This is a genomic window from Rhodococcus sp. M8, assembly GCF_015654185.1.
Lineage (GTDB): Bacteria > Actinomycetota > Actinomycetes > Mycobacteriales > Mycobacteriaceae > Rhodococcus > Rhodococcus aetherivorans.
The window spans coordinates 462150-477015 of the sequence record NZ_CP064065.1 but is presented as its reverse complement, the minus strand read 5'-3'; the positions used below and the strand labels follow the sequence as shown (position 1 = coordinate 477015).

13 protein-coding genes and 8 tRNA genes are annotated in these 14866 nt (G+C 70.8%); 9 read left to right on the top strand and 12 right to left on the bottom strand.

Features of this window, described 5'->3' with window-relative positions; translation table 11 throughout:
• Nucleotides 1–87 precede the first annotated feature (87 nt).
• From ISO16_RS02215 to ISO16_RS02170, 10 genes are all read right to left on the bottom strand, one after another.
• A complete protein-coding gene (locus ISO16_RS02215; protein WP_072635171.1) occupies nt 88–903 on the bottom strand; it encodes an acyl-CoA thioesterase in 816 nt (271 codons plus the stop codon).
• Between the two features lie 116 nt (nt 904–1019).
• Nucleotides 1020–1922 carry a pyridoxal 5'-phosphate synthase lyase subunit PdxS gene (gene pdxS, locus ISO16_RS02210; protein WP_006943825.1) on the bottom strand — a complete coding sequence of 301 codons (903 nt, stop codon included), beginning with the start codon at nt 1920–1922 and terminating at the stop codon, nt 1020–1022.
• A gap of 221 nt (nt 1923–2143) precedes the next feature.
• Nucleotides 2144–3163, bottom strand: coding sequence for an NUDIX hydrolase (locus ISO16_RS02205; protein ID WP_006943826.1), 1020 nt, complete (start codon nt 3161–3163; stop codon nt 2144–2146).
• A 40-nt stretch (nt 3164–3203) separates the two neighbouring features.
• The gene (locus ISO16_RS02200; protein ID WP_065922611.1) at nt 3204–4331 is read right to left on the bottom strand and encodes a glycosyltransferase family 4 protein; all 1128 of its coding nucleotides are present in this window, start codon (nt 4329–4331) and stop codon (nt 3204–3206) included.
• The gene (locus ISO16_RS02195; protein ID WP_006943828.1) at nt 4328–5233 is read right to left on the bottom strand and encodes a phosphatidylinositol mannoside acyltransferase; all 906 of its coding nucleotides are present in this window, start codon (nt 5231–5233) and stop codon (nt 4328–4330) included. The genes ISO16_RS02200 and ISO16_RS02195 overlap by 4 nt, the downstream gene beginning before the upstream one ends.
• Nucleotides 5230–5883, bottom strand: coding sequence for a phosphatidylinositol phosphate synthase (gene pgsA, locus ISO16_RS02190; protein ID WP_006943830.1), 654 nt, complete (start codon nt 5881–5883; stop codon nt 5230–5232). Before pgsA ends, ISO16_RS02195 begins: the two co-directional genes overlap by 4 nt.
• A 124-nt stretch (nt 5884–6007) precedes the next feature.
• Complete coding sequence (locus tag ISO16_RS02185; protein ID WP_006943832.1) at nt 6008–6556, bottom strand: HIT family protein; 549 nt, start codon at nt 6554–6556, stop codon at nt 6008–6010.
• The gene (gene thrS / locus ISO16_RS02180) at nt 6553–8634 is read right to left on the bottom strand and encodes a threonine--tRNA ligase (RefSeq protein WP_072635170.1); all 2082 of its coding nucleotides are present in this window, start codon (nt 8632–8634) and stop codon (nt 6553–6555) included. The genes ISO16_RS02185 and thrS overlap by 4 nt, the downstream gene beginning before the upstream one ends.
• 166 nt (nt 8635–8800) lie before the next feature.
• Nucleotides 8801–9367, bottom strand: a complete 567-nt coding sequence (locus ISO16_RS02175; protein ID WP_072635169.1) for a DUF742 domain-containing protein — start codon at nt 9365–9367, stop codon at nt 8801–8803.
• Nucleotides 9368–9535: 168 nt separating this feature from the next.
• Nucleotides 9536–9607, bottom strand: a tRNA-Val gene (locus tag ISO16_RS02170).
• A gap of 305 nt (nt 9608–9912) precedes the next feature.
• Between ISO16_RS02170 and ISO16_RS02165 the strand changes: the two genes are divergently transcribed.
• The 7 genes from ISO16_RS02165 (at nt 9913) to ISO16_RS02135 (ending at nt 10593) form a co-directional block, all read left to right on the top strand.
• Nucleotides 9913–9985, top strand: a tRNA-Gly gene (locus ISO16_RS02165).
• Nucleotides 9986–10010: 25 nt separating this feature from the next.
• A tRNA-Cys gene (locus ISO16_RS02160) sits at nt 10011–10081 on the top strand.
• Between the two features lies 1 nt (nt 10082).
• Nucleotides 10083–10157: transfer RNA gene (locus ISO16_RS02155), tRNA-Val, on the top strand.
• Nucleotides 10158–10218: 61 nt separating this feature from the next.
• Nucleotides 10219–10294: transfer RNA gene (locus tag ISO16_RS02150), tRNA-Gly, on the top strand.
• Nucleotides 10295–10300: 6 nt separating this feature from the next.
• Nucleotides 10301–10375 (top strand) — tRNA-Val (locus tag ISO16_RS02145).
• Nucleotides 10376–10436: 61 nt separating this feature from the next.
• A tRNA-Gly gene (locus ISO16_RS02140) sits at nt 10437–10512 on the top strand.
• Between the two features lie 6 nt (nt 10513–10518).
• Nucleotides 10519–10593 (top strand) — tRNA-Val (locus ISO16_RS02135).
• 55 nt (nt 10594–10648) lie between these two features.
• Here ISO16_RS02135 and ISO16_RS02130 read toward each other — a convergent pair.
• Nucleotides 10649–11158 carry a hypothetical protein gene (locus ISO16_RS02130; protein ID WP_006938061.1) on the bottom strand — a complete coding sequence of 170 codons (510 nt, stop codon included), beginning with the start codon at nt 11156–11158 and terminating at the stop codon, nt 10649–10651.
• Between the two features lie 366 nt (nt 11159–11524).
• On the opposite strand from ISO16_RS02130, the gene ISO16_RS02125 reads away from it, so the two are divergent.
• Nucleotides 11525–12085 (top strand): GNAT family N-acetyltransferase, encoded by a 561-nt coding sequence (locus ISO16_RS02125; protein WP_006938062.1) that lies wholly within the window; start codon nt 11525–11527, stop codon nt 12083–12085.
• Nucleotides 12086–12128: 43 nt separating this feature from the next.
• On the opposite strand, the gene zapE is transcribed toward ISO16_RS02125, so the two are convergent.
• On the bottom strand, nt 12129–13145 hold the full coding sequence (zapE, locus tag ISO16_RS02120) for a cell division protein ZapE (protein ID WP_043798161.1): 1017 nt from the start codon (nt 13143–13145) through the stop codon (nt 12129–12131).
• A 153-nt stretch (nt 13146–13298) separates the two neighbouring features.
• Between zapE and ISO16_RS02115 the strand changes: the two genes are divergently transcribed.
• On the top strand, nt 13299–14855 hold the full coding sequence (locus ISO16_RS02115; protein WP_170914078.1) for an alpha/beta hydrolase: 1557 nt from the start codon (nt 13299–13301) through the stop codon (nt 14853–14855).
• Nucleotides 14856–14866 lie beyond the last annotated feature (11 nt).

Below are 14866 nucleotides of genomic sequence, written 5' to 3'. Positions count from 1 at the left end.
ACGACACCCGTCCGAAGCCTGGATATCAACGCTAGCAGCCGCGGCGGGGTGTCCCGGCTCACGGACCGCGAGCCGGATGCCGGCGCATCAGCGCAGGTAGCGGGCCAGTCCCTCCTGCACCACCGCGGCGACCATCCGCCCGTTCCGGTCGAAGATGCGGCCCTGCGTCAGGGCCCGCCCGAAACCTGCCGACGGGGACGTCTGGTCGTACAGCAGCCAGTCGTCGGCGCGGAACGAGCGCAGGAACCACATGGCGTGGTCGAGGGAGGCGCCCTGCGTCTGCTCGTCGGGATGGGCGACCCTCGCGGAGCCGAGCAGCGTCATGTCGCTCATGTACGCCAGGGTGCACACGTGCAGCACGTTGTCGTCCGGGAGCGGGTCACGGACCCGGAACCACACCTGCTGCTGTGACACGATGCCGGCGCGCCGGAAGAGGCGATCCTCCGGCACCCGTCGCAGGTCCCATTCCGGCCACTCGCGCCTGGCCCACAGGTTCCCGGGGTCGTCCGAGTCCGCGAGGTCGGCGAGGTCGTCGGGATCCGGCACCTGGGGCATCTCGTCCTGGTGCTCGATGCCGTCGTCCTGGACGTGGAACGACGCGGACATGGTGAAGATCGCCTGCCCGTCCTGCACGGCGGTCACCCGCCGGGTGCCGAACGACCGGCCGTCGCGGATCGGGTCGACGAGATACACGATCGGCTTCTCGGGGTTGCCGGGGCGGACGAAGTACCCGTGCAGCGAATGCACCGAGTACGCGGGATCGACGGTGCGCACCGCGGATACCAGCGCCTGTCCGGCGACCTGCCCCCCGAAGGTGCGCTGCAGCGACGTCTCCGTCGCCACGCCCCGGAAGATGTTCTTCTCGAGGTGTTCGAGCGCCAGGATCTCCTCGATCTTCGCCATGCGGGCTCCTTCCCGGTCCTGCGACAGGCTATCCGCAGGGCCCGGCGAGAAGCGACGGGAGCCTCCGACACGGTCGGAGGCTCCCGTCGCACGCGGGGATGCCGGCGGCGGTGGGGTCACCAGCCCCGCTCGGCGAGGCGGTGCGGAACCGGGATGTCGTCGACGTTGATGCCGACCATGGCCTCGCCCAGGCCACGCGAGACCTTTGCGAGCACGTCCGGGTCGTCGTAGAAGGTGGTGGCCTTGACGATCGCGGCGGCACGCTCGGCGGGGTTGCCGGACTTGAAGATGCCCGAGCCGACGAACACACCCTCGGCGCCGAGCTGCATCATCATCGCCGCATCGGCCGGGGTGGCGATGCCGCCGGCCGTGAACAGCGTCACCGGCAGCTTGCCGGCCTTCGCGACCTCGACCACCAGGTCGTACGGCGCCTGCAGTTCCTTGGCCGCGACGTAGAGCTCGTCCTCGGGCAGGGAGGTCAGCCGCCGGATCTCCTGGCGGATCTTCCGCATGTGGGTGGTGGCGTTGGAGACGTCGCCGGTGCCGGCCTCGCCCTTGGAGCGGATCATCGCCGCGCCCTCGTTGATACGGCGCAGCGCCTCACCGAGGTTGGTGGCGCCGCACACGAACGGCACGGTGAAGGCGAACTTGTCGATGTGGTTCTCGTAGTCGGCGGGGGTGAGCACCTCCGACTCGTCGACGTAGTCCACGCCGAGGGCCTGCAGGATCTGTGCCTCGACGAAGTGACCGATGCGGGCCTTGGCCATCACGGGGATGGACACGGCCTCGATGATGCCTTCGATCATGTCCGGGTCGGACATGCGGGACACGCCACCCTGGGCGCGGATGTCGGCGGGGACGCGCTCGAGCGCCATGACGGCGACGGCACCCGCGTCCTCGGCGATCTTCGCCTGCTCGGGGGTGACCACGTCCATGATCACGCCGCCCTTGAGCATCTCGGCCATACCGCGCTTGACGCGGGCGGTGCCGGTGGTGGGAACGGACTCGGGGCTGCTCACAGCAAGAACTCCTGGGGTATGGCCTGCAGAAACTGACGCGGCGGACGGAATCGGGCACGTCGCGGCGCCGCTCCCGATTCTAGGGGCACCTCGGGGACCGTCCCATAGCCAGTCGCGAGGCCCTGGCCTGCCTCGCAGGCAATCGACTCCGCCTGCCTCGCAGGCAATCGACTCCGCCTGCCTCGCAGGCAATCGACTCCGCCTGCCTCGAGTGCCGGCGCTCACCGGATGGCGCGGACCTCCGGCTCCACACGACGCACGGCGACGTCGCGCGCCTCCCCCAGCAGGTCTGCGAGATCCTGCGGATACACGGCCTCGCCGTGGCGCTGCAGGTCCCGGATCTCGCCCTCGGCGAACCAGCGGTGCTCGAGGCTCATGCGGCGCTCGAGGTCGGTGAATCCGCCGTCGCCCGGCTCGAAGGCGGGCGTCTGCAGCGCGAAGAACAGTTCCTCCGAGCGGATGAGCTCGCCGTTGAAGGGGAACACCGCCACCCGCCGCCACATGGGCCCGCACAGCTGCTCGGGCGCGACCGGCAACCCGGTCTCCTCCCCCACCTCGCGGACGGCGGCCGCGCGCAGCGTCTCCCCCACCTCGACCGCACCGCCGACGGTGAACCAGAAGTGCACGTCCGGCGTGGTCGGGTCGTGGCCCCGCAGTAGCAGCACCCGTCCCTCGTGGTCGAACAGCACCACCCGCGCCGAGGTGCGCGTCTCGTCGAGCGACAGGCCCGTCGCCGCGGCCGGGTTCGTGCGCTCGGCGATCTCGAAGTAGTTCGGCAACGGCGCCGTGCCGCCGAGATGCAGCCAGCGCACCGGCCGGCGGCTGCGCAGCGTCAGCGTGTCGCGGACGGCGTCGTTGTGGAACCGCCGTGCGATCAGCACCCGCGCCTCGGCATCGGCGAGTTCGGCCACCAACTGCGGGCGCAGCCGCTCGGTGTCCACCGCGGCCAACGCGGCCGACAGCGCGTTCTCCGCCGATTCCCGTTCGGCACGGTCTGCCCGTTCGGCGCGGTCGGCCAGCGCGGCCAGCCGACGGCCCTCGGCGACCGGGGTGGAGGCCGCGATGCCGCGCGCCACCACGGCGCGACGGGCCAGGGCGGCGTCGAGCGCCTGCCAGGAGAGGTCCGAACGCACGTGGAGCCGGTCCAGCCGGTTGGCCGTGCCGTAGGCCCACAACCCGAGCGCGACGATGATCGCGGAGATCAGCGCCAGGACGAGAACGGTGACCGCGGACAGCGTCACGTCCCACTCCCCTCACGCGGTGCCGTCGCCGGCTCGCACCTCACGACCGGACCTCCCGAACCGGCCCGGCTCCGACGGTGACGGTTTCGTACACGCGCAGGATCTGCTCGGCCACCACCGGCCAGTCGTAGGAGCCGACGATCTCGTTCGCCGCCGCCACCAGGGCGCGACGGCGGGCACCGTCGTCGAGCAGGCCGCGGATCGCGGCGGCGAGAGCCTCCGAGTCGCCCAGCGGGACGAGCACGCCGGCGCGCCCGTCGCGCAGTACCCGGCGGAACGCGTCGAGTTCGCCGGCCACCACAGGGGTACCGGCGGCCATCGCCTCCACCAGCACGATCCCGAAACTCTCCCCACCGAGGTTGGGGGCGCAGTACACGTCGGCGCTGCGCATCGCCGAGGCCTTCTCCGCGTCGGACACCTGGCCGAGCAGCCGCAGGTGCCGGGCGTACCGGCCGGCCTCCTTGCGCAACCGGTCCTCGTCCCCGCGGCCGACCACGAGGATCTCGAGGTCCGGGTAGTGCTCGACGAGCAGCGGCAACGCGCCGAGCAGCACCGCCATGCCCTTGCGCGGCTCGTCGTACCGGCCGAGGAACAGCACGGTGCGGCCGGCGCGGGGATAGCCGGGCAGCGTCGGGGCGTGAGCGAACGAGGACACGTCGACACCGTTCGGGATCTCCACGGCGTCCGAGCCGAGCGACGTCACCTGCCAGCGCCGGGCGAGTTCGGACACGGCGATGCGGCCGCTGATCTTCTCGAGATACGGCTGCAGCACACCCTGGAAGGTGCTCAGCACCAGCGATTTGGTCGTCGACGTGTGGAACGTCGCGACGATGGGGCCCTCGGCGATCTTCAGCGCGAGCATCGACAGGCTCGGCGCGTTCGGCTCGTGGATGTGCAGGACGTCGAAGTCGTTGTCGTTGATCCACCGCCGGACCCGCGCATAGGAGACGGGGCCGAAGCTCAGGCGCGCCACGGACCCGTTGTAGGGGATGGCGACGGCGCGCCCGGCGGAGACGACGAAGTCCGGCAGCTCCGTGCGGTCGGAGGCCGGGGCGAGGACGCTGACCTTGTGGCCGCGTTCGATGAGCACGTGGGCCAGGTCCACGACGTGCGCCTGCACCCCGCCCGGTACGTCGAACGAGTACGGGCACACCATCCCGATCTTCACCGCGCCTCCATCCGGGCCAGGCGGGCCTCGGAGAGGTCGTCGAACCAGAGCGGTTGCAGCATGTGCCAGTCCGCGGGGTGTTCGGCGATGTCGGCGGCGAAGCAGTCGGCGAGAGCCTGTGTCGCCGGCCCGATCCCGCCGGTGACGTCGAGTTCGGGGTGGACCCGGAAACCCCAGCCGCCGTCGGTGAACCAGCAGTGCACCGGCAGCAGCGGCGCGCCGGTCTCGGCGGCGAGCTTCGCCGGGCCGGCGGGCATGCGGGTGGGCTCCCCGAAGAACGTCACCGGCACGCCCTTGCGGGCCAGGTCGCGCTCGCCGAGCAGGCAGACGATCCGGTTCTCGCGCAGCCGCGTCGCGAGCCGGTCGAACGGCGGCGACTCACCCCCGCTGAGCGGGAAGATCTCGAAGCCGAGGCTCTCGCGGTACGCGACGAACCGCTGGTAGAGCGATTCGGGGCGCAGGCGTTCGGCCACCGTCGACAGGCCACCGTAGGTCTGCGTGCACCACACGCCGGCCATGTCCCAGTTCCCGCTGTGCGGCAGCGCGAGGATCACACCGCGCCCGGCCGCCAGTGCTTGCTCGATGTGCTCGCGGCCCTCGACGGCGTGATCGAGGGCGGCGGCCGTCACGGTCAGGTCCATCGAGGGCAGCCGGAACGCTTCCCGCCAGTAGCGGGCGTAGGACCGCACGGACTGCCGGATCAGCTCGTCCGGGACCTGCGCGGCGGGCACGCCCAGGACCCGGGCGAGGTTGCGGCGCAACTGCTGCGGGCCACCGTGGCGCCGGGCGGCGACGTCGGCGCCGAGGTCGAACAGGCGGCAGGCGGTGGACTCGGGCAGCGCCCGCACGAGCCGCCACCCGGCGGCGTAGCCGAGGTCGGAGGCACGTTCGGTCGCGCTCATCGGGCTTCTCCGTCGGCCGGGGTCGACGACGGCAGGGGCAGCAGCTCGCGGGCATCCGGGGAGCGGCGCACGGCGAGCACCCGCTGGAACACGGTGATCACCGAGCCGGCGGCGAGCAGCCACATGGCGGCGTGGATCGCCCACCACACGCCGAGTCCGGTGACGCCGGCGCCGACCAGCACGATGACGAGCCGGTCGGGCCGCTCGATCAGGCCGCCGTCGGCGGACAGGCCACTCGCTTCGGCGCGGGCCTTGGCGTACGAGATGACCTGGGAGGTGACCAGGCAGATCAGAGTTGCGATCAGCAACGGTCGGCTCTGTTCCCCGTAGACGGCCCACCAGGCCAGCCCGGCGAAGATCGCGCCGTCGGCGAGGCGGTCACAGGTGGCGTCGAGGACGGCGCCGAAGCGGGTGCCGCCGCCGCGGGCGCGGGCCATCGCCCCGTCGAGCATGTCGAACATCACGAACAGCCAGATCACGATCGCACCCCAGAACAGCTGCCCCATCGGGAACAGCGTCACGGCGGCGGCGATCGTGGCAACGGTGCCGATGAGTGTCACCGCGTCCGGCGTGAGGCCGGTGCGGATCAAGGCCCTGCCGAGCGGGGCGGTGACCTTCGACACCGACGCACGCCCGAAAAAGCTCAGCATCCACCGACCCCCGTCTTCCGTTCACACCGTTGCGTCCGGGACACGATCCTGCCACGCCCGCGAACGGCGACAAACATGCAGGCGGGGGCGGCGACGGACACCGGGGCCGGGGCCCGGTGCGGCGTCACTCGTTCCAGGCCGCCGCGAGCAACGCGCGGGTGTCCCGCAGCAGCTGCGGCATGACCTTGGCGCCGCCGAGGACGGTGATGAAGTTGGCGTCGCCGCCCCACCGCGGCACCACGTGCAGGTGCAGGTGTTCGGCGAGCGAGCCGCCGGCGGCGGCCCCGAGGTTGAGGCCCACGTTGAAGCCGTGCGGCCGCGAGACGCTCTTGATGACCCGGATCGCCCGCTGCGCGAATGCCATCAACTCGGTGCTCTCCTCGGGGGTCAGGTCCTCGAGGTTGGCGACCCGGCGGTACGGCACGACCATCAGATGACCGGGGTTGTACGGGTACAGGTTGAGCACCGCGTACACGTGCTCGCCGCGCGCGACGACGAGACCCTCCTCGTCCCGCATCTTCGGGATGTCCGTGAAGGGCTCGTACGGCGCCTCCTTGGATCGCGGTGCCTCCGCGATGTACGACATCCGGTGCGGGGACCACAGCCGCTGCAGGTGGTCGGGTTCTCCGGCACCGCGATCGACGAGGGCGTCGTCGGAGCAGTCGCCGCTCACGCGGCGCCGCCCCGGTCGACGGGAGCGACGAGCTCCGCGGTGGGCGAGGCGTTCTCCCGCCGTCCGATCCACTCGGTGACCAGACGGATCGCGTCGGCCACGGGCACACCGTTGACCTGGGTGCCGTCCCGGAACCGGAAGCTGACCGCCCCGGCCTCGACGTCACGCTCGCCCGCGAGCAGCATGAACGGCACCTTCTGCGTGGTGTGGTTGCGGATCTTCTTCTGCATCCGGTCGTCGCTGGTGTCGACCTCCGCACGCACCCCGGCCGCCTTCAGCTGCCGGGTGACGTCGAACAGGTGATCCTCGAAGGCCTCCGCGACGGGGATCCCGACGACCTGCACGGGCGCGAGCCACGCCGGGAAGGCGCCGGCGTAGTGCTCGGTGAGCACGCCGAAGAAGCGCTCGATCGAGCCGAACAGGGCCCGGTGGATCATCACCGGCCGATGCTTGCTGCCGTCGGGACCGGTGTATTCGAGCTCGAACCGCTCGGGCAGGTTGAAGTCGAGCTGGATCGTCGACATCTGCCAGCTGCGCCCGAGCGCGTCCTGAACCTGGACGGAGATCTTCGGCCCGTAGAAGGCGGCGCCACCCGGGTCCGGCACGAGATCGAGCCCGGAGCCCTCGGCCACCTCGCGCAGCGTGGCGGTGGCCTCCTCCCACAGGACGTCGTCGCCGACGAACTTCTTGGGGTTCTTCGTCGACAGTTCCAGGTGGTAGTCCTCGAGGCCGTAGTCCCTCAGCAGGTCGAGGACGAAGTTCAGCGTCGTGGTCAGCTCGTCGCGCATCTGCTCGCGGGTGCAGTAGATGTGCGCGTCGTCCTGCGTCATACCGCGCACCCGGGTCAGGCCGTGGACGACGCCGGACTTCTCGTACCGGTAGACCGAGCCGAACTCGAAGAGCCGCAGCGGCAGCTCCCGGTAGGAGCGGCCGCGGGAACGGAAGACGAGGTTGTGCATCGGGCAGTTCATCGGCTTGAGGTAGTAGTCCTGGCCCGGCTTGCGCACGGTGCCGTCCTCGTTGAGTTCCTCGTCGATGTGCATCGCCGGGAACATGCCGTCGCGGTACCAGTCGAGGTGACCGGACACCTCGTAGAGGTGCCCCTTAGTGATGTGCGGGGAGTACACGAACTCGTAGCCGGCCTCGACGTGCCGCCGGCGCGAGTAGTTCTCCATCTCCTGGCGGATGATGCCGCCCTTGGGGTGGAACACCGGCAGACCGGAACCGAGCTCGTCGGGGAAGCTGAACAGGTCGAGCTCGTTGCCGAGCTTGCGGTGGTCGCGGCGCTCGGCCTCGGCGAGCAGCTCGAGGTAGCGCTCCTGTGCCTCCGGGGATTCCCACGCGGTGCCGTAGATGCGCTGCAGGCCGGCGTTGTCCTGGTCACCGCGCCAGTAGGCGGCGGAGCTGCGGGTGAGCTTGAACGCCGGGATGTACTTGGTGGTGGGGATGTGCGGGCCGCGGCACAGGTCGCCCCAGATCTTCTCGCCCGTCCGAGGGTTGAGGTTGTCGTAGATCGTCAGTTCCGCGCCGCCGACCTCCATGATCTCGGGGTCCTCGTCGAGGGAACTGTTGCCGGCCGACTTCTCACTGATCAGTTCGAGCTTGAACGGCTCGTTCTTCAGTTCCTCGCGTGCGTCGTCCAGGTTCTCGACGACGCGGCGGGAGAACCGCTGCGCGCCCTTGACGATCTGCTTCATGCGCTTCTCGAGCTTCGCGAGGTCCTCCGGGGTGAAGGGTCGGTCGACCTGGAAGTCGTAGTAGAAGCCGTCCTTGATCGGGGGCCCGATGCCCAGTTTGGCCTCCGGGAACTCCTGCTGCACGGCCTGGGCGAGGACGTGTGCCGCGGAGTGCCGGATGACGGAGCGGCCGTCCTCGGTACCGGCGGCGACCGGCTCGATCTCGGTGTCCTGTTCCGGCGTCCACGACAGGTCGCGCAGCCGGCCCTCGCCGTCGCGGACCACGACGATCGCGTCGGGTCCGCTGTTGGGTAGGCCGGCCTCCCGGAGGGCGGCACCGGCAGTGGTCCCCGCGGGCACCCGGACGAGCACGGCTGGGTCTACGGATGCGGGCGTCGTCACTGTGGTGGGCTCCTCGGGCTCGTGCCGGTGATGGGTGCACCGACGCCGCGGGGCATGCCACGCGTCGGCAACCAGACCATGCTATCGACACCACCCCGGTCGCCCGTTCACCCGGGCACCGCCGGAGCGGTGCGGGCCGGGGCGGGGCAGGCTGGAGCGGTGCAGGCTACAGGCGGCGCAGGCCGCCGAGAACCCGCGACAGGAGCTGGGCGTCGGGGCCGACCCCGTCGACGGTCCGGTGGACGGTGAGTTCCCCGGTGGCGGCGAGGTCGCCCACCAGGACCCGCGCGACCCCCAGGGGCAGCTTGGCCAGAGCCGCGATCTCCATGATGGAGCGGGGTTCGGCGCACAGCGCCAGAATGGTGCGGTGTTCTTCGAGGCCCGCGGCTCCCACGGCGTCGGGCACGGCCGAGACGAGGACCTCGAGCGGGAGATCCACCTCGGCGCGGGTCCGTCCCTGGCTGCGCACGAAGGGCCGCACGAACGACGGCTGCGCCCCGCTCGGCTCCTCTTCCCTCGGGACCGCGGTCACGGCGGCGGGCATCGGGGTCGACGCCGGGGCGGCGACGGTCGCGAAGGTACCCGTCGCCGGCGGGTCCACCGCGGGCGCGGCCTCGTGCCGGTCGGTCGCGCCGGGGGCCGGAGCCGGGCGGTCCTTCCGCCGTCGGCCGGCAGATCCGAATCGTGCTCCTGTGGCCCCGACCAGGGGCCAGTTGTTGTCGGCGACACTCATCAGCCGCATCCTCCTCACACCGACCGCAATCCTGCCATCTGCGCAGTGCGGTCCGATGAACGCGCAGGTCACGACCGCTCCGCCGACGGCTGTTCCGTCCGGGCGCGCATCGAGCCGCGCCCGAAACGACGAAGGGCACCCCCGTGGGGGTGCCCTTCGTCGGTGCTGTGGTCCCGGCTGGGATCGAACCAGCGACCTCCCCGGTGTGAACGGGACGCTCTTCCACTGAGCCACGGGACCGGGCCGCTTCGCAGCGGCTCGAACGAGAAGGAACATTAACACGCCCACCGGGTGAACACGAATCGCCTGCTCGACCCCCGTTTTCGGTGGCGACGGAGGCCGGGCGCACCGCCATCGGCCCCGGCGCGGGAGCCCGTGCCGCGCACGCCGGATCCGCCGGAGCCCGCACGCCGGCGCCGGTGAGGGCCCTCACGACCCACGAGGACGCCTCGCCCGCGCCCTCACCTGCAGATTTGTGTGTTCTGACGATGGTCGGCTAATGTTCTCAACCGCACCACGGAGAGCACGACGCCGGACGGTGCGATGCGGATGTAGCGCAGCTGGTAGCGCATCACCTTGCCAAGGTGAGGGTCGCGGGTTCGAATCCCGTCATCCGCTCGAGAGGTTGGACTCGACCTTTTACGGTGGAGTGGCCGAGTGGTGAGGCAACGGCCTGCAAAGCCGTGCACACGGGTTCGATTCCCGTCTCCACCTCGCGCGATTAGCTCAGCGGGAGAGCGCTTCCCTGACACGGAAGAGGTCACTGGTTCAATCCCAGTATCGCGCACCACGATCGACCAGGTTTCACCCCGCACTTCTCGACCCGGGCCACCGGGAAGAGAGGTGCACATGCGGATGTAGCGCAGCTGGTAGCGCATCACCTTGCCAAGGTGAGGGTCGCGGGTTCGAATCCCGTCATCCGCTCCACCACCCGCGCGATTAGCTCAGCGGGAGAGCGCTTCCCTGACACGGAAGAGGTCACTGGTTCAATCCCAGTATCGCGCACCACGATCGACCAGGTTTCACCCCGCACTTCTCGACCCGGGCCACCGGGAAGAGAGGTGCACATGCGGATGTAGCGCAGCTGGTAGCGCATCACCTTGCCAAGGTGAGGGTCGCGGGTTCGAATCCCGTCATCCGCTCCACCACCCGCGCGATTAGCTCAGCGGGAGAGCGCTTCCCTGACACGGAAGAGGTCACTGGTTCAATCCCAGTATCGCGCACCATCCACACGGCGAAGGCCCTCCCGACCGGGAGGGCCTTCGCCGTATCGCCACCCCGTCAGCGGGAGGCGTGCAGCCGGTTGGCGCCGGCGGTCATCGCGCGCAGTGCCGATTCGGTCCCGGTCGCCGCGATTCCCATGCTCCAGAGCCGGCGGCCGTCCGCCTCGCACAGCAGGAATGTCGCGTGGGTGTCACCGAGGTCGAACTGGTGGAAGGAGAGGATTTCGAGCGGCATCCCGAGGGTGTGCATCATGGCGGTCATCGCAGACACCGGGCCGGTGGCGGTCGCCGCGGCGGTGTGGATGGTCTCCCCCACGCCGAAGGTGGCCTCGTAGTTGCAGCGGCCGGCGCGCGCAGCCTCGGCGTACCAGCCACCGAGCCGCACGGGCCCGTGCTGCGGCGCATAGGTGGCGGTGAACTCGGCCCAGCTCATGCCGGCGGACTCGGCGCGCAGCTCGCGCGGCAGGAACCGACCGTAGCGTGCGGCGAAGGGATCGATCGGCGCCGAGCGGGGAGTGTCCGTGCAGCCGGCGGCAGGAATCAGAGCGGTGGAGGTGAAGGCGTTCATCGAAGGAGGTCTTCCGCGCGAAGGAAGGACCGACAGGTAGCTCAACGACCCGCAGCGAGGGGTCGGTCCGAATCAGACCCCGCTACGGCGGTGAACTACGAGTACGCGCTTCATGAGAGCCCACAGTAGAGCGTCGGCTCGCAGAAGGCAACCACCCCGGTAACCGGCGCGTGACCGAACCGTGACCCACCCGGCTGGAACCTGAGGAATCCCTCATGTATCGTCGGAGGTGCCATCCCCCCGATGGTAATGAACCCCAGCCATGACCCCCCATCCAAGGCTGGGGTTCAGCCATTTCCGGACCTCGGGCGTGCTCCGTCCCCCGAGCGTCGCCGCGGCGGAGCGCCGAGTGATCTACTGGTTGCTATGCCAACGCCGTCACTCGAGGAATCCACCGCGAACGTCTCCGTCGAGCAGGCCGGGATCTGGGATGCCGAGACCATCGCCGACGTCGCGGCCACCACATTCCCCCTGGCCTGCCCGTCCGATGCCTCCCAGGAGGACATCGCCGCCTTCATCGACGAGACCCTGTCCGCGGAACGGTTCAGCGAGTACCTCACCGACCCGACCCGCATCGTCCTCAAGGCGACGGTCGGTGGCGAGATCGTGGGCTACCTCATGGCAATCGATGCCGAACCGGCCGACCCGGCGGTCCGCGAAGCCGTGACGGCGCTGCCGACCACCGAGATCAGCAAGCTCTACGTGCTCCCGGGCAAGCACGGCACCGGTGTTGCGGCGGCACTGATGGCTGCCATCGTCGACCACGCCCGGGCGACCGGCTGCCGGGGGCTGTGGCTGGGGGTCAACCAACAAAACTCACGCGCCCGGCGGTTCTACGCCAAGAACGAGTTCGAGGTCGTGGGGACGCGGACGTTCCAGGTCGGCTCGCAGACCCACCACGACTACGTCATGCAACGCACCCTCTGACGCGAGGTCCTGCGCTCCCGGCGGCGTCCGCCGGGAGCGTGACTCAGCTGGCCGCGGTCTCGAACCGCGACAGTGCCAGCAGGCGCGACGTCGCGCGCAGGTACTTCTTGCGGTAGCCGCCGGCAAGCATCTCGGCGGTGAAGATCTCGTCCAGCTTCGCGCCGGCGACGGTCACCGGGATGCTCGCATCGTAGAGCCGGTCGGCGAGAACCACCAGGCGCAGCGCCACCGACTGGTCGTGGGCGGGATGGACCCCGTTGAGGAAGACCGCCGGAACGCCCTCGACGAGCTTGCCGTACCGCGACGGGTGCAGCGTGCTCAGGTGCGCGCACAATTCGTCGAAGTCGTCGAGGGTGGCGCCGGCCACCGCATCGGCTCGATCGAGCAGGTCCTCGGAGCTGATCGGGTCCGGTGCCGGCGGCAGGTCGCGGTGCCGGTAGTCGGGGCCGTCCACACGGATGGTCTCGAAGATGGCGGCGAGCTTCTTGATCTCGCGCAGGAAGTCCTGCGCCGCGAACCGGCCCTCCCCCAGCTGCCCGGGCAGGGTGTTGGACGTCGCGACGATGGACACGCCTCGCGCGGACAGCTCGGTCAGCAGCCGGGACACCAGCATCGTGTCGCCCGGGTCGTCGAGCTCGAACTCGTCGATGCACAGCACGCTGTGGTTCGACAGCTCCTCGACGGCCTTGTTGAAGCCGAGAGCGCCGACCACGTGGGTCAGCTCCACGAACGTGCCGAACGCCTTCGGCGACGGCGCCGCGTGGAAGATCGAGGCCAGCAGGTGGGTCTTGCCGACGCCGAAGCCGCCGTCGAGGTAGAGCCCGGCGCCGGTGGACGGCGCCTTGCGGCCGAACAGACCGCGCCGGCCACCGCCCCGGATCTTGGCGATCTTGTGGGCGAACTCCTCCGCCGTCCGGACGGCGGTCGCCTGGCTCGGCTCGTTCGGATCGGGAATGTAGGACGCGAAGCTCACGTCGTCGAACATCGCGGGCGGAACCATCTGGGCCACCAGTTGGTCGGACGGCACCACGGGATTGCGATCGACGAGACGTTCGTGCATTTCTCCAGGGTAGGGCCGGAGCTCGAGGCGACCGGTACACCGAGGGCAGATTGCGACCTACTTCACATCACGTACACCTGATCGTCACGTCCGGCGGATCGGACGATCCGGTCACGTGCGCGGCCCGCCGCACCGACCTGGCAGGCTGTGCCCATGCGCAGAACCGGTGTGCTCACGATGGGCATCGTCGTGCTCGGAGCGATGACCGCCGCGTGCGGGGCGGGCCCCTCGGTGCGTCCCGACGTCGCCGTGGTGCAGGAGGCGGACGGCCGGGCCACCCCCACCGGCGAGGACCCGGCCGCCGCGCCCGAGTTGCCGGTGCCCGGCCGGGACCTGGACTGGCGCGACTGCACCGCCGACACCCTCGCCGCGCAGGCCCTGCCGCCGGGCCCGACGGGTCTCGTCCTCGAGTGCGCCCAGATTCCGGCCGCGATCGACGCCGCGGGCACCGTGCCGGGCTCGTTCCCCCTCGACGTGCTGCGTGCCCGGCTGGCGCAGACCCCTACCGATGCGGCCCCGCTCGTCATGACGACGGGGGCGGACCTGCCCTCCACCCGGGCGCTGGCCGCGCTGTCGACCGGCTCGCTCGCCGAGCTCGTGGCCTCCCGGCCGGTCGTCGCGGTGGATCGGCGCGGCCTCGGTGCGTCCCAGCCGATCGAGTGCATCTTCGGAGCGGACCGACGCGCCCTGGCCGACCACGGACAGTTCGGTCGTACCGGCGACGGACCCGACCGGGTCGCCGAGCTCGGCCGGCAGGCCACCATCGCATGCACCGACTACCTGCAGCCGCAGGAACTGCTGTTCGGGGCCGCCCACGCCGCCGACGATCTCGAGCAGCTGCGCACCACGTGGGGGGTCGAGCGGATCGGTGTGCTCGGCATCGGCAACGGCGCCACGGTCGCCCTGGCCTACGCGTCGAAGTACCCGACGACCCTCGGCCGTCTCGTCCTCGACTCCCCCGCCGCGGCCACCGCCGACGCCGAGATGCTCGCCGAGAGCCGGGTGCGCGGCGCAGAGTCGGCGGTCGACGCGTTCGCCCGCCAGTGCGTTGCGCTAGCGTGCTCGCTGGGCCCGGATCCGCGGGCCGCGCTCGAGGATCTGCACGCCCGGGCCGCGGCCGGCACGCTCGCCCCGCTGTCGTCGAACTCCCTGCTCACCGCGGTGACGTGGTTCCTGGGGACTCCCCGCAGCGACGCGCCGACCCGGGTCCGCGAGCTGTCCGACGCGCTGTCCGCGGCCGGCGCGGGCGACGTGACGCCGATGCTCGAGCTCGTCGGCGCCGCCGAGGCCGTGCTGTTGTCCGACGGGCAGTTCGTCTCCCGCTGCAGCGACGGGCAGCGGTGGCCCACGACGGCACGGGCCGCCGAACTGCAGCGGACGTGGTCGGCGAACTACCCACTGTTCGGTGGCGACGCGGCGATCGGTCTCACCGCGTGCAGCGCCTGGCCGAGCATGCCGACCCCGCCGCTGCCGGCGGAGGTCCGCGTGCCCGTGCTGGTGACGACGGGCGCCGCCGACCCGCTCGTCGGCAGCGCGGGGCTCGACTCGGTCACCGGAGCCCTCACCGCCGTCTCGGCGCGGTGGGCGGCGCTGTCGTGGCAGGGCGCCGGATACTCCGCGGCCCTGCACTCCGGCTGCATCCAGACACGGGTGGCGGAGTATCTCGACACCGGTGCGCTACCGCCGAACGGCAGCCTGTGCCCGGCGTGACCCCGCGTCCG

Bases quoted from the DNA above. Each gene is read 5' to 3' on its own strand.
- pgsA (WP_006943830.1), bottom strand. From the start codon at position 5,883: ATGCTGAGCTTTTTCGGGCGTGCGTCGGTGTCGAAGGTCACCGCCCCG.
- ISO16_RS02195 (WP_006943828.1), bottom strand. From the start codon at position 5,233: ATGAGCGCGACCGAACGTGCCTCCGACCTCGGCTACGCCGCCGGGTGG.
- ISO16_RS02130 (WP_006938061.1), bottom strand. From the start codon at position 11,158: ATGAACGCCTTCACCTCCACCGCTCTGATTCCTGCCGCCGGCTGCACG.
- ISO16_RS02215 (WP_072635171.1), bottom strand. From the start codon at position 903: ATGGCGAAGATCGAGGAGATCCTGGCGCTCGAACACCTCGAGAAGAAC.
- zapE (WP_043798161.1), bottom strand. From the start codon at position 13,145: ATGCACGAACGTCTCGTCGATCGCAATCCCGTGGTGCCGTCCGACCAA.
- ISO16_RS02125 (WP_006938062.1), top strand. From the start codon at position 11,525: ATGCCAACGCCGTCACTCGAGGAATCCACCGCGAACGTCTCCGTCGAG.
- ISO16_RS02175 (WP_072635169.1), bottom strand. From the start codon at position 9,367: ATGAGTGTCGCCGACAACAACTGGCCCCTGGTCGGGGCCACAGGAGCA.
- ISO16_RS02115 (WP_170914078.1), top strand. From the start codon at position 13,299: ATGCGCAGAACCGGTGTGCTCACGATGGGCATCGTCGTGCTCGGAGCG.